The 12,677-nt window shown below is 39.9% G+C and carries 15 protein-coding genes; 10 read left to right on the plus strand and 5 right to left on the minus strand.

Features of this window, described 5'->3' with window-relative positions; translation table 11 throughout:
- Nucleotides 1-324 precede the first annotated feature (324 nt).
- From AB9H30_RS17245 to AB9H30_RS17260, 4 genes are all read right to left on the minus strand, one after another.
- Nucleotides 325-1,197: a nucleotidyl transferase AbiEii/AbiGii toxin family protein gene (locus AB9H30_RS17245; protein ID WP_371195972.1), complete on the minus strand. Its 873-nt coding sequence runs from the start codon at nt 1,195-1,197 to the stop codon at nt 325-327.
- Nucleotides 1,187-1,729, minus strand: coding sequence for a type IV toxin-antitoxin system AbiEi family antitoxin (gene abiEi, locus AB9H30_RS17250; RefSeq protein ID WP_371195973.1), 543 nt, complete (start codon nt 1,727-1,729; stop codon nt 1,187-1,189). The genes AB9H30_RS17245 and abiEi overlap by 11 nt, the downstream gene beginning before the upstream one ends.
- 396 nt (nt 1,730-2,125) lie before the next feature.
- On the minus strand, nt 2,126-3,412 hold the full coding sequence (locus tag AB9H30_RS17255) for a type II toxin-antitoxin system HipA family toxin (RefSeq protein WP_371195974.1): 1,287 nt from the start codon (nt 3,410-3,412) through the stop codon (nt 2,126-2,128).
- Between the two features lies 1 nt (nt 3,413).
- Nucleotides 3,414-3,674 carry a helix-turn-helix domain-containing protein gene (locus AB9H30_RS17260; RefSeq protein WP_371195975.1) on the minus strand — a complete coding sequence of 87 codons (261 nt, stop codon included), beginning with the start codon at nt 3,672-3,674 and terminating at the stop codon, nt 3,414-3,416.
- Nucleotides 3,675-4,269: 595 nt separating this feature from the next.
- On the opposite strand from AB9H30_RS17260, the gene AB9H30_RS17265 reads away from it, so the two are divergent.
- The 4 genes from AB9H30_RS17265 to AB9H30_RS17280 all read left to right on the plus strand — a co-directional run bounded on the left by AB9H30_RS17265 (nt 4,270) and on the right by AB9H30_RS17280 (nt 8,144).
- Entirely contained in the window at nt 4,270-4,665 is a 396-nt protein-coding gene (locus AB9H30_RS17265) for a (deoxy)nucleoside triphosphate pyrophosphohydrolase (protein WP_371195976.1), read from the plus strand.
- Nucleotides 4,652-7,483, plus strand: a complete 2,832-nt coding sequence (locus tag AB9H30_RS17270) for a DUF3427 domain-containing protein (protein WP_371195977.1) — start codon at nt 4,652-4,654, stop codon at nt 7,481-7,483. Before AB9H30_RS17265 ends, AB9H30_RS17270 begins: the two co-directional genes overlap by 14 nt.
- 132 nt (nt 7,484-7,615) lie before the next feature.
- Nucleotides 7,616-7,759, plus strand: coding sequence for a hypothetical protein (locus AB9H30_RS17275; protein ID WP_371195978.1), 144 nt, complete (start codon nt 7,616-7,618; stop codon nt 7,757-7,759).
- A 100-nt stretch (nt 7,760-7,859) separates the two neighbouring features.
- Nucleotides 7,860-8,144 carry a DDE-type integrase/transposase/recombinase gene (locus AB9H30_RS17280; protein WP_371196039.1) on the plus strand — a complete coding sequence of 95 codons (285 nt, stop codon included), beginning with the start codon at nt 7,860-7,862 and terminating at the stop codon, nt 8,142-8,144.
- Nucleotides 8,145-8,256: 112 nt separating this feature from the next.
- Here AB9H30_RS17280 and AB9H30_RS17285 read toward each other — a convergent pair whose 3' ends face one another.
- Entirely contained in the window at nt 8,257-10,746 is a 2,490-nt protein-coding gene (locus tag AB9H30_RS17285; protein ID WP_371195979.1) for a hypothetical protein, read from the minus strand.
- 153 nt (nt 10,747-10,899) lie between these two features.
- Here AB9H30_RS17285 and AB9H30_RS17290 point away from each other — a divergent pair, with 153 nt between their 5' ends.
- From AB9H30_RS17290 to AB9H30_RS17315, 6 genes are all read left to right on the plus strand, one after another.
- Entirely contained in the window at nt 10,900-11,148 is a 249-nt protein-coding gene (locus tag AB9H30_RS17290) for a hypothetical protein (protein WP_371195980.1), read from the plus strand.
- A 76-nt stretch (nt 11,149-11,224) separates the two neighbouring features.
- Nucleotides 11,225-11,551, plus strand: a complete 327-nt coding sequence (locus AB9H30_RS17295; protein ID WP_371195981.1) for a hypothetical protein — start codon at nt 11,225-11,227, stop codon at nt 11,549-11,551.
- Nucleotides 11,552-11,738: 187 nt separating this feature from the next.
- A complete protein-coding gene (locus AB9H30_RS17300) occupies nt 11,739-12,017 on the plus strand; it encodes a helix-turn-helix domain-containing protein (RefSeq protein WP_371195982.1) in 279 nt (92 codons plus the stop codon).
- Nucleotides 12,004-12,330, plus strand: a complete 327-nt coding sequence (locus tag AB9H30_RS17305; protein ID WP_371195983.1) for a HipA N-terminal domain-containing protein — start codon at nt 12,004-12,006, stop codon at nt 12,328-12,330. The genes AB9H30_RS17300 and AB9H30_RS17305 overlap by 14 nt, the downstream gene beginning before the upstream one ends.
- Nucleotides 12,237-12,485, plus strand: a complete 249-nt coding sequence (locus tag AB9H30_RS17310) for a HipA domain-containing protein (protein WP_371195984.1) — start codon at nt 12,237-12,239, stop codon at nt 12,483-12,485. Before AB9H30_RS17305 ends, AB9H30_RS17310 begins: the two co-directional genes overlap by 94 nt.
- Nucleotides 12,388-12,639, plus strand: coding sequence for a hypothetical protein (locus AB9H30_RS17315; RefSeq protein ID WP_371196041.1), 252 nt, complete (start codon nt 12,388-12,390; stop codon nt 12,637-12,639). Before AB9H30_RS17310 ends, AB9H30_RS17315 begins: the two co-directional genes overlap by 98 nt.
- Nucleotides 12,640-12,677: the final 38 nt, after the last annotated feature.

Consider the following 12,677-nt stretch of genomic DNA (forward strand, 5'->3'; position numbering starts at 1 on the left):
AGGTGACGGTCTTTAGGCGACGGTTACGGTATATCTTTTGCCTTTGCTCATAAACACCTCTACTGTAAGTTACATTGTAACTGTTAAAAGTGTCTAGCAAAATCTGGGAAGTTCATTGAGCCATTTGGGGTTAGCTTTTGCGCTGAATATTGAGCCAATTAAAAAATACCTGAGCAACTATCCGCCTTACCATTAAGCAAGATTAGATGGATCACTTAATGAATGCAATGGTGGGTCAATTGCCGTTGCAAATTAACACACCACTCATTGCTACTGAAGATAGTGTGTTAATTTGAAGTCTCCATCATAATTTGCTTGAAGTGGTTAAGTCTTTATAGCCACTAACTCGTTGTTTACAGCTGTAACATCTTCACTTATGACTTGACTAATATAAGACCAGAAATGAGCATTTTTGAGTGTGTTTTCAGCTATGTCCCTTGGCAGAAATCGACTCATTTCTTGTGCAAAATCTTTTTGGGTAGGTAGATCATTATTCAGCATACCAGCATGTTTTGTTGTCAATTCTACGTATTCGCTAATTGTCTTGTTTCGTACTGCTAGCTTTCGGCTAATTAATTGAGCATTCTGTGATACGTTACCTTGTTTCAGCCATGCAATATCCCATACATCTCTAGGCTTGATTCGCCGAGCCCTGAAGGCAAAAGCGACCATTTTATCCGCTAATATTTCCTCTTTGCTTTGCACTGGTATTGGTAGTCCAATAATGGGAGATTGAATATTATAATGATCAATGGCTGGCCTAAACTCTCGCTCGAATGAAGGGAGCGCACAAATGTCGATGTGCATTCTTTGGCTTGGTAAATCCGGTCGATTAGGGAATTTTTCTATTGTTATTTTCCACGTTGATGTATCAGTGCTAGACAAAGTCGGTTCATGAACCACAACTTTCAGCTCATATTTTTTTGCAAGATATTCTTGTAGATGATCACCCATTCCCGTCATAGCAGATGTTTCAAAATCTAAACCAGCAGTAAAGTCTAAATCTTCGCTTAAGCGATTGGAGTTATAACAGACTCGAAGCGCAGTGCCGCCAATAAAGGTTAAATTCTGCAAGATCCCGGCTTTCTGCAGCACTATCAAAATGTCGTGATGAAGAATTTCTTTTTCTACTGCATCAGCTAGTCCGTTCAACTGCTCGTTTCTGAAGAGCACCTCTTCTACTAATTTATTCAGCATCTGGCATTTCCTCGATCATATTGACATTACGTCCCACTCTTTTTAGATCTGCTATCGCGCGCTGTCTATTTGCTCTAAACATTCCAATATCTTCGTCATAGTACAACTGATCTGATAGTTCACAGATTGAGCGCATGGTATGGGTAAATTCTATGACGCCATAAGCAGTTTTAAAAATACCTTTTCTGCCGGTCGTCATGATAGTGACGTGCCCCATGAGTTGCTGTGAGATTATGCCGAGATAACTAAGTTGAGATTCGAGACTAACATAGTTACTAACATTCCATCTCAAGCGCTTAGCGATAAGGTAGATTGCTGTACGCGGATTTGGTGGCGATAGTGGATTTATATATAAGCCTTTGGCGACTCGTTTGATTGTGTTGTTTTTGCTTGCTTTACCGATAAATCCGCTAAATTTATTGTTATGCCTAAATTGCATCATCATTGCCAAATCATAGGTATCAAATACGCCATTATGTCCATCGTTCTTAGCTTGCATAGTCAAACGACTTAAAGTTTGTTGTTTATTCATGTGATATCTTCTATACATATTACGTCTATAATGGACGTAATATGTATAGATATCAAGTGTACATTTTACGTCTTATGTGGACGTATATTGTCCACATAATTAATTGCATCACACCGCAAGGAAGCTAAGTTACTAATATTTCCGATAACCTACAGACACTTTTTACTAAGAAAGCGAAGCAAGGTATTCAGTATACAAACCAAAACAGTTGCAAATTTTTAACTTCATCAAGTTGCTGTTTTTTGTCTAAGACTTCTGGCTATTTGCCATCTAAAAGGTTATCTAATGTCTGAACGCCTTGCATTTCCAAATTTTTCCAAGTACTCCAAACTTAGTTTTTGTAATGTTTACCATCAAAAGCGCGGTTACTGATATGTTGTGCACGGTCTCTGCTATTTATACCAATTTTTTAGCCGCTTGCTTTCTCAGTCCAGAAAAAATTGCCTCCGCTACGTAGGCTGGAAAGCTATTGGGAATTTTATCTTCAACTTTAGCAATAGCGTTTTCAACATTATCAACAAAATACTCATAGTGAGATATAGCTTTATCAACGGGATATTTTACGTACTCGGCGGTCGATACAAAGTGACGAGGCTGAATACCCTTCCACTTCCAGTGAGTGTTTTTGCCTTTTAAAAACATCGCCATTTTGATCTTATGTGGCTGTAAGGCTTTTTTTGATATTACTGGATACGCGGACAAGATGTCATACAGAGGCGTCATTCTATACGAGTTTTCAGGCTCTAAAAATACGCTAAAATTCTTTCCATGACCGTCAATAGCAGCGACTAACCAAAAGAATATCTGAGTTTTAAAAAATGTTGCTCTATCTTTCCTGTTAGACGAAGCCGTGAGCAAATTGAGACAGTCTATGATTCCTGGACCACCATCTGACTGGTATTTTTGAGCAGATGAAATACCCATTGCTTGACAAAAATCCTCTTGAGGTAGACGCATGAGCCATGAACCGTCAGATGCATATCTACGATCAAAGCGTTCAACACTTAATACTTTTTGCTCGCCAAAGTAAAGCACCTCTGAATTAGCCACATTAAAACCAAAGGCTCTCGCAAGCTCTAGGCAAATAAATTCGTTCTCACAGCTATCGGTTAAGTCGATACCCACTTGCGGTAACTCGCCCATTGGTAATTTCATTATGTGGCTTGTTGGTGTTGAACCTATCGGTTTCGTCCATTGTTGACCAATTTTAAGTAAAGCGGTTTTTTCCTGAGCGCCAGCAAGCGAAATCCGAAAGTCATCATCATCACTTTCCATTCCAAGTGCTGTATGTTTGTAGCCTTGCAATAACTTCTCAACGTCTTGATTTGACAACATCTTGTAGTTTAGTTGGTTTATAGACTCTGGTTGTTTTGAAGATAATTGAATAGCACCCACACAATCCTTGCCTATTGCCGCCAAAAGATCGAATGCATGTCCAGAGCCTATATTGAATCTAGCTTGTATTTTATTTCGAATGTTTGGGTTATCGGGGAGCAAGTTGTCAAAGAAGTTATACACTAGGTCACCAGAGTATTTTTGCTTTGTAATGGGTAACGACAAAGAAATGGGACGTGCGCCTAGGCGATCCATCCACTGATGCGTATAAGAAAAATGTAGTCCACCGTTTTTATCTTTTGACAGTGTACCTACTTTGACCCCGTTCAGGCTTACCATCAATTCCATATTACCACTCCTGATCCCAGCCACTTTCTATCTTTTGGCCGCTTTCATTTACCTGTTTAGGCTTAAGCTCGATGGAGAGGTTTAGTTCATGCGCAATTTTAAATAATGTATCAATACGAGAGTTTCCCGCAGAGTTTTCAATAGCCGAGATGGTTTTTTGCTTTAAACCAACATGCTCCGCTACATCAGTTTGCGTTCGCCCCAGCTTATTTCGATGCAGCTTTATGTAATCAGCCAGTTCTTTTGAATTATTAAACTTCATTATGTCTCTCCACAATTAACCCCGTTAAGGTATAACTATATGCTTATCCCCCAAAAGGTATACAGTGTTAAATATACCCTTATTGGTATATATGTCAACTTATACCTTGTAGGGTATTTAGATGTACCTTAAAGAAATCAATGAGTGGGAAGTTAACCGAACATTAAAGCAAACAAATTTCTTTTTTCTAGCTCCCTTAGTTCAAAATCAATATTTCCTAATTTCTGGTCATTACTGTTCACGACCAATCTGCCCATCTCGAGTTTGCAAGACTTTTAGAATTATCGGTTAATGTGACACTCATAAACAGTATACCTACTATACGCAATAAAAAAATTTACAAGTCATTGAAATGATGAGGGTTTGAATTTAATAATAATTTTTATGAAAAATGAGGCTAATACTCATGGTTTCTAAATATATGAATATATTAATTATATTTTGACTTTCCGCATCCTAAGGTAACAGACGTTCCCACTATTTATTTGGCGCGCCAGCACAAAATCCCCCCCAAGACCATTGTTTTAAATAACTATTGTGACAACACAAAATAAATATTACCCTGGACGGCCGCACTTAAAGACCAGGTTTTTCAATGATCGACGTAGTCGCCGCCATCATCAAACAAGATGAACTCATTCACTGTTTTAAAAAAGGCCAGGCCAAGTTTGACTATTTATCTTTTAAATATGAGTTTCCCGGCGGAAAGGTCGAAGAAAACGAAGATCATCGCCAAGCCTTAAAGCGGGAGATTGATGAAGAACTACAGACTAGTATTGAAGTGGGAGAACATTTGTTAAGCGTTGAACACGACTATCCAGATTTTTCTATACGGCTTCATTTTTACGCGTGCACCTGTGTCGGGCCTATTGTGCAATTGACTGAACATACCGATTTGAAACGCTTACCTGTGGAAAAACTTCGTGAAATAGAATGGTTACCTGCAGATGAGTCAGCAGTGGATTATTTAACGCGCAATGTCGGAAACTAATTCTATGCGCGTTGAAGATGTTTCGTCTCGCTATACCTATTTAACAGTAGAGCACACTTCAGACAAGTTTGTTACTAATAACCAATCACAACGTAAACGCGTGTTAAGTGAAATTAAACAGGCGCTGATTGACGCAGACAGCTTCGATTCAGCGGTTGCTTTTATTACAAAGTCGGGCGTTGTGTCTTTGCTACAAGCCTTATATGACTTTACAGAGCGTGGCGGGAAGGCACGAATAGTTGCGTCTGACTATTTGAGTTTTACTCAGCCGGCAGCCCTTAAAATGTTATTGGCTATACCTGCTGTTGAGGTTCGTTTGCTGCAAGGCGCGCAATATCATGGCAAACTTTTCTTATTCAAAAACCCTGGTATCACCAAAGTATTGGTTGGCAGTTCCAATATTACCCAAACTGCGCTATCAAGAAACGATGAGATCAATTTTTTGTTTTCTCAAGGCGAAGAACGCGTTAATCAAGCCAATCAACAATTTGAAAGAATTTGGCGAAACGCGACGGTTTTAAACAAGCATATTCTTGAAGAATATTCACAGCAGTATAAAGCGAACAAGAAAAACTCGCTTGAAGGCGTTGTACAATTGTCTTCTTTTACGCCAAATGAACTTCAAAAACAGGCTTTAGAGAAGCTGCGACAATCGCGTATATTGGGGAAGCAAAGAGGCTTAGTAGTATCAGCTACAGGAACCGGAAAAACGGTTTTATCAGCTTTTGATGTGCGCCAATCAAAGGCAAAATCGGCTTTGTTTTTGGTGCATCGCACAACCATTGCGAAAAAATCAATGGAGACCTATCAAACGATCTTAAAAGACGAGTATTCATTTGGCTTAGTTGGAGGTCAAACTACCGATTGGGACGCTGATTTTTTATTCGGCACCGTGCAAACAATCTCCCGCCCTGAAAATTTAAGTCGCTTGGCTAAAACAAGATTCGCTTATATCGTGATTGATGAGACCCATCGTGCATCTGCCGCTTCCTATCAAAGAATCATTGAACATTTCCAACCTGAGTTTTTACTTGGTATGACCGCTACACCTGAGCGCAGTGACAATCAAAACATATTTGATATTTTCGATAACAATATTGTGTGTGACATTCGCTTACAAGACGCGCTAGAAACTGACATTCTTTGCCCGTTTCATTATTTCGGTATAGCTGACTTAAGCCATGAAAGTGATAAAGACATCACGCTAGAATTATTGACCCGAGAGCAACGATTTAGGCATATTTATAATCACTCATTAAAGTTTGGTGCAGACAAACTTTCAATTAAAGCCTTATGTTTTTTATCAAGAGTCGAAGAGGCAAAGTCTTTCACTGAATTTCTTAAGCAAAATGGAGAAAAAGCCATTGCTTTGACCGGTAGCTCTTCTGAAAAAGACAAGCAAGATGCAATTGATAGCCTAGAGAACGGCAACTTATCGTATATTATAACGGTCGATATTTTTAATGAGGGGGTTGATATTCCTAGCATTAATCAAATTATCATGGCAAGGCCAACTCAGTCCGCTATCATATTTGTTCAGCAACTAGGGCGAGGCCTGCGAAAGCACCATAACAAAGAATATTTGACGGTTATCGATATAGTAGGTAACTACACCAATAATTTTTTAATCCCTATTGCGCTTTATGGCGACCGCAGTCGCAACAAAGATAACCTAAGAAGATTACTCAGAAGCGAGGAAACCTTACTGCCTGGGGAAAGCACAATTTCCTTCGATAGGATTGCAAAAGAGCGCATTTTTAAAGCCATCCAAACCTCACCCAATATCGGTATTCGTGAATTAAAAACAGAATACAATTTGGTGAAATCAAAAACAGGCACCTTTCCAAGTTTGATGTCTATGCGAATGCATGGTGATTTATCTTCTTTACTGTTTTGCAAACAGAGCAATATAAAGTCAATACATGAGTTCGCTTGTAAGTACGACCCAGAGTATCAAAAGTCGGAATATGGCCAAATGAATTTCCCCTTACTCGGGCTACTAATTAACGAGGCGCTAGATGGTATTCAAGCATATGAACCATTAGCGCTAAATTTACTGTTGAATACTAACAAAATAGATTTCAAAGCACTTGAAGCGGAATGCGAGGCTAGATTCGGACTGAGCCTTTCTTTTGAGAAGTACTTGTCAATAATTAATGTACTCAATTTACGCTACGGCTCACCACAAGGGCATGAAAATCACGAAGTGATAGACACACATTCATATTCGGCTGGTTCAGCAATACTTGCTTTGAGTTCCTTTCAAAAAGAACTGCTTTGTGATGCTATTGAAAATGCTATAGCTGAATATACTGCGAGAAGAGAAATAGGAAGATATGTTGACGGCTTTATAGTGGGAGCTAAATATAGCTATAAAGAAACGTTCAGAATTTTGGGCTGGCGCAAAAATCGTAATCCACAAAACGTAGGGGGCTATTTTTACGATAGGGAAACAAATGATTGTGCGATATTTGTCAATTACCACAAAAATGACGGTATTGCAGAGACAACTCAATATAATGACTATTTTATTAATCCTAGCCGCTTTCATTGGACCACGAAAAACAATCGTTCACTCAGCAGCCCAGAAGTTCTAGCATTACTAGACCAAGAAAATAATAAGTTAAGAGTCCCTCTATTTATTAGAAAGGAGGCTGAGTCAGAAGGTTCAGCACGGTATTACATTGGTGAGCTAAGAGTCATTAAAGGTACTCAAACACTAACCACCATCGGCGGTAAAAAGGCAGTTTCCATTGAATTTGAATTAGACCAACCAATACCTCAGAAGTTGTATCAGCATCTTGTGCATAAATACTAGCTTTGCCGTTAAGCACTTTTGCTGATAGAAGTGCTATTTTCTGCTGGAGTGTGGCTACCAAGGGAAGCTACTGGTCTAATTACGGTATTGTCAACTTATCAACCTTATTCCAAATTGTGACACAATCCGTACATGATAAACGCCAAAATGTACTCCGGATATCGCTACCCATCTCAGGTCATTAGCCATGCTGTATGGCTTTACTATCGATTTGCCCTAAGTTTTCGAGATATCGAAGAGTTATTGGCAGCCAGAGGGATCACCGTCAGCTATTAAACCATCAGAAATTGGTGTCTGTAATTCGGTGATCAATACTGCAACCAAATAAATAAGGAAAAATCGAGGTCAGTAGGGCGATACATGGTTCTTGGACGAGGTGTTCATTAAAATAAATTGTGTCCTTCATTATCTTTGGCGGGCAGCCGATCAGGACGTAGATGAAATTGATAATCTAGTTCAGAAACGCAAGGATAAAAGCGCTGCTATGCAATTTTTCAGAAAATTGTTAAAAGGCCAACAAGTACAGCCCATCAAGATTGTGACCGACGAACTTAAGAGTTATTCAGCAGCGAAACGAGAACTGATGCCAAGCGTAGAACATTCCAATAAGCAGTATGAAAATAATCGATGTGAACTTTCCCATCAGCCATCAGCTATCTAGGCAACAGGAACGACAGATGAGGCGGTTCAAATCGCAGGGGCAGGCTCAGAGGTTTTTACCGTCTAATAACAATAAGCTGACAATACCAAACCGTGTAAGCTTTCAGCATTACTTACGTTTTTTTCTGATCTGTCAAACCACTTGCAGCTTTACCAGTATCTAATGCACCCCCTAAAGCTGGGTTAACCCCTGCTGACAATTCTGTTTCACCCTTGGTCATATCAAGTGCGCCGCCGGTTGCTAAAGATGTGTCTGCAACATTTTCTATAGCCGTTGCCAATGGGGTCTCTTTGCCCTCACCTATGCCGAGGAGTTTGCCCATCACGCCAGCATCATCCATTTCAGAAAGGCCACCTAGTAATGTCGATGAACCGCCGCTTAATATGCCAGTGGCGATTTTTTCTCCAATATCCAGAGACTTTTGGAAGTTACTGGACGCAAGTGTTTGAGCGGTTTTGTTTGATTCCGAAGCATATTTTGTTACTGCATCTGCCATTGCTTTAGCTACATCTTGGCCACTCATATCTTTGAACAGGTTGCCCGAAGAAATCGACTGAAGGATTGCACTCAACCCCTCAGGATTCGGCATTGCTTGGGAAGCCTCTAGATTGGCTTTAAACTCAGAAAAGTCTCTTGCGTTTAAATCCATAGATGCCACTGTATGTGCATTAGATTGAGGACTGATTTCAGCCGGCGTGAGTGGAATAGGTGAATCTTGCCAATTCCAGAACCGGGTTAAATCAATTTTTTCTGCTGCGATTGACTGTCCTAATACCGCTTCACCGAACACTCCCCCCGTAGGCATAACAATTGTGCTAGTGTACGCATTACTTTGATCTTTGAGAGTCTCGCTATCACCTAATGCAAAACCAACTAGATTTCCCGTGAATGCAATCGGTTTTGGATCTACTAAACTATTCAGCGAGCATGACTCAAACACCTTACCTTCAAACATAGCGTGCACGACAGCAGGAGTTAGGCACTCCAACCATACGGCCTGATTAAAATATTCATTAAATTTATCAAGTGCACCAATTAGGTCTTCACTTGTTGATTTAACTGCGTCGATAGAAAAAAGTGTTTTTTGCAGATACCCTATTGCATCAGAAATACGCGCCAACGTTGTTTCACAGCTGGCTACGCCAGATTGCGTATATGGCATTAGAGAATTTTTACCCGCGACGCCATAAACATTTAACGCTTCTTGTGTTTGTAGATATTTTATTGAGCCTAGTAAACTTTTAACATCGTCACCTTGATTTCTTTCATCCCCTCTAGCGGTCTTTAGTGCATTTATAGCAGACTCTATTTGAACTTTTGTTTTCTCAGACAGATCTGAAGATGCAAAACTTGCTAACCCAGATATTGCACTTTGCAAATTATTTTCTATGCTTGAAATTATTCTTTGGTGCTCATTTTGAGTAGCGCTCCACTGCGCCTTGTCTTCGTTATACATTTCAACCCGCAATGGGTATATAGTATGTATGGTCCCTGCCGCTATTTTAATCTCCTGCTCTGCTGCCTGCGTGTTATTCATAAAATTAGGGTAATTTTCAGAAGATAGGAACTGAGCATCGTGCAATTTAATCGCCGATGCTAATAAATCCATACCCGCCGCCTGTGCGGCATTGGCGATAATGTTACTGTGTTTACTTAGCAGGGTTTCGCTGCTCATCAAAGCCATGGGTATGAAAACGCAATTTTGTTTATTAATTACCGAAGTTGTTACTTCATAAGCCTCAAGTACTTCGTAATACATCATGGTAAGTGCATGCATATGATTGTAATTAGCGATGATCCTAGTGGTAGTGGTTGATGTGTCGCTTTGTGTAATTTCTCTAACAACACTCGCTCTTCTATTGCGCGCAGTCTCTGCTGCTTTTTCGGTTGCTTGTTGAATTCTCTGGGAATCGTTTGCTAGTAATTCACTCTCGCCGGTGCTGGTATTTACCGAAGTAGCAACGGTATTTGAACGAGCCGATCCAGCGCTTAAAAACAACATGCTCATTCCTGCACTAGACGAAGTGCCTAAAGCCCTATCGTTACTTGAACCAGACAAGGCCTCCCTCGCAGTAGAGTTTTGCACTTCATCGATAGCTCGGCTTTGCGCATTGGCGCTTGACGCGGCCTCTGATTGATTGCTCGACTCTGCACTTTGCCCACGTTGTGTATTCGTCCAATCTTGCACTGCTACTCGTGTGGCTTCTCCAGGCGCGAGACATAATGAATGGACAAGGCTTCCCAACCCAATCCCTTTTGCCTTCCATGTTTGTTGATGCGTCAGCTTGATGCCTTTATGCGGTTTACTAAAACCAACCAGCGTGCGCTTTCCGTCTTTTTCTATCAAGTCTGAGAGACTTATTGGTGCGGTAACCTCATCTTTTACAGAAGACTCATCTTTATCGTGAATAAGGGACGTAGTGGTGTAATAAGCAGTATTTGAGGGAATATTGCCAAGCTTCGGAATAAGATTGTCTGGCGTGCTGTTTTTCTTGTTGTACCTCGCGTTTTGTACGCTTTTTTCAAGAAGTTCATTTCTCTTACTAAGTGAATCGTACTGACTCTTTAACTCGGCAAATTGCTTTTGCTCAAATTCGTCCATTAGCGCTCTCTAAAATGAATAAAAAATAATCAATTGTTTGAGTATATATGAATATGATGCATTATGTTTATTTAACGTTATTGAGGTGTAAATTATTTGTTTAAATTCAAAATTTATGCGTCGTTATTTATTAGTTTTTAAGAGGAAACCGATATGGGAATGTTCACGCAAATAAAAATTACACACGGAAATATTAATAATGTCGTAGGGTTTTGCGAAGAAGGGCAATATAGCGAGGCAGCCAAAACACTGAGTATGACCTCAGTACAATGGAGAAAAACTTACCCTATTAATTCTCGCTTAACTATTTCAGCTAAAAATAGTAATGGTGGGCCTTTTTTGAATGATATGGTGCTGCGCGTGAGTGAAAACGGCGGCACCGTATGCACTTTTGTGCCTTAAGGGTTACTGTCAACTTAACAGGATTCTTTCCGATTATGCGATACATGGTTCTTGGAAGAGGTGTTTATCAAAATCAATGATGTCCTGCATTACCTTTGGTGCGATATTGACTAGGATGGCGATGGGTGATGAATTCGCACCAAACAATATTCATGCGTACCAGTTAGCAGACTTCGCAGAAACCTGCGGGATAAATAAAAAGCTCTTGTCACGTCAGCTAACAATATTGGCAAATAAAGTGACTGAGCTTCTTACTCAGAATAACTTTATCAATCAAATCACCCAAGCAAAGCAATTTACTAACGATGATCGCCAATACATGACAAAAGTAAAAGCGCACGTTCTTGCCAGAGCCCGCTACTTGCACTCTCAATCATCAGAAATTCGCGCTATGAGAGTTTAAGGCCCCTGACGATGTCGTTAAGTTATGTATTCGCGACCATATATGACAATACTCAAAATAGTGCTAGCAAGCCTACAAACAGTTGACGCATTTGCAAAGCAAAAATAGATACTATAGTAGCAATTAATAAATCTTAAACAGGCTTTATGCTACTATAATGGCAATTTAATGATGAGGGAGATTTGTCATGCTATCGTTACTATCACCGTTTGACTTACAACTTGAACTTTGTCATTTTGTCAAAAATACACGAAAACGCAAAGGGTACAGCGTTCAAAGATTTGCAGAAAAAACCGGTGTACCCAACAGCACAATTAGAAAGTTTGAAAGTACAGGTGAGATATCACTACGCCAATTTCTCATGTTATATGCTGAAGTGGGTAAGTTAACAGAGTTGCAGCAATTAACTCGAAAAACTGAATCACCAAAAAGCCTTGATGAGGTTGTAAACTATGCTAAATCATAAACTGAAAGTCAACCATCGCCTTTCAAACGGCGAGATTGCGCATGTAGGTGAACTTGCTGAAAACAAAAATGGGATATACTTCCAATATGCTGAAACTTATTTGAGCAAGTATTCTAACCTTTCACCCTTTGCACTAGAGCAATCGACTAACGTTCAAATTGGCCCCTCTACACCGCATCAAAAATTGCATGGTGTCTTTGCAGATAGTCTTCCAGATGGATGGGGGCTATATCTGATGGGTCTTATACCACTAAACCTAATGCAAACGGTCAACAGTGCATCATTAAACTTACCTCCAATAACTTCTACCTAAAGCATGAAGAGAGCTTGGTCGAGTTTAGTTGTATGACCTTAGCAAACATGTGCGGTATTGAAACCGCACCATTTGAACTACTTAGCGCTAGTAATAAGCGATTTTGGTTGCGCCAAGATAGATTTGATTGTGTTGGCGAAACAAGCAAACATTAACCCAAAAGAGGTAACGACCATAGTCGAAGGGTTAATGGATAACTTATCAAATGCCGAAGCGGTATTGAAAAATGCAAATGTATCATCGGTCACTTCTAAGGCGATTATATCAACGATAAATAACAAGTGGGTGCAACTTAAAGAGCACATATAACTAATATTTACGGTGAATAGATCCACCGGCGAACACTT

It is taken from the genome of Glaciecola sp. SC05 (genome assembly GCF_041380235.1).
Lineage (GTDB): Bacteria > Pseudomonadota > Gammaproteobacteria > Enterobacterales > Alteromonadaceae > Glaciecola.

Excerpts from the sequence above, each read along its gene's own strand:
- AB9H30_RS17305 (WP_371195983.1), top strand. The coding sequence starts at position 12,004 with ATGCTAAATCATAAACTGAAAGTCAACCATCGCCTTTCAAACGGCGAG.
- AB9H30_RS17275 (WP_371195978.1), top strand. The coding sequence starts at position 7,616 with ATGATAAACGCCAAAATGTACTCCGGATATCGCTACCCATCTCAGGTC.
- AB9H30_RS17300 (WP_371195982.1), top strand. The coding sequence starts at position 11,739 with ATGCTATCGTTACTATCACCGTTTGACTTACAACTTGAACTTTGTCAT.
- AB9H30_RS17255 (WP_371195974.1), bottom strand. The coding sequence starts at position 3,412 with ATGGAATTGATGGTAAGCCTGAACGGGGTCAAAGTAGGTACACTGTCA.
- AB9H30_RS17310 (WP_371195984.1), top strand. The coding sequence starts at position 12,237 with ATGGGGGCTATATCTGATGGGTCTTATACCACTAAACCTAATGCAAAC.
- AB9H30_RS17290 (WP_371195980.1), top strand. The coding sequence starts at position 10,900 with ATGGGAATGTTCACGCAAATAAAAATTACACACGGAAATATTAATAAT.
- abiEi (WP_371195973.1), bottom strand. The coding sequence starts at position 1,729 with ATGAATAAACAACAAACTTTAAGTCGTTTGACTATGCAAGCTAAGAAC.
- AB9H30_RS17260 (WP_371195975.1), bottom strand. The coding sequence starts at position 3,674 with ATGAAGTTTAATAATTCAAAAGAACTGGCTGATTACATAAAGCTGCAT.
- AB9H30_RS17285 (WP_371195979.1), bottom strand. The coding sequence starts at position 10,746 with ATGGACGAATTTGAGCAAAAGCAATTTGCCGAGTTAAAGAGTCAGTAC.
- AB9H30_RS17265 (WP_371195976.1), top strand. The coding sequence starts at position 4,270 with ATGATCGACGTAGTCGCCGCCATCATCAAACAAGATGAACTCATTCAC.
- AB9H30_RS17245 (WP_371195972.1), bottom strand. The coding sequence starts at position 1,197 with ATGCTGAATAAATTAGTAGAAGAGGTGCTCTTCAGAAACGAGCAGTTG.
- AB9H30_RS17295 (WP_371195981.1), top strand. The coding sequence starts at position 11,225 with ATGATGTCCTGCATTACCTTTGGTGCGATATTGACTAGGATGGCGATG.
- AB9H30_RS17270 (WP_371195977.1), top strand. The coding sequence starts at position 4,652 with ATGTCGGAAACTAATTCTATGCGCGTTGAAGATGTTTCGTCTCGCTAT.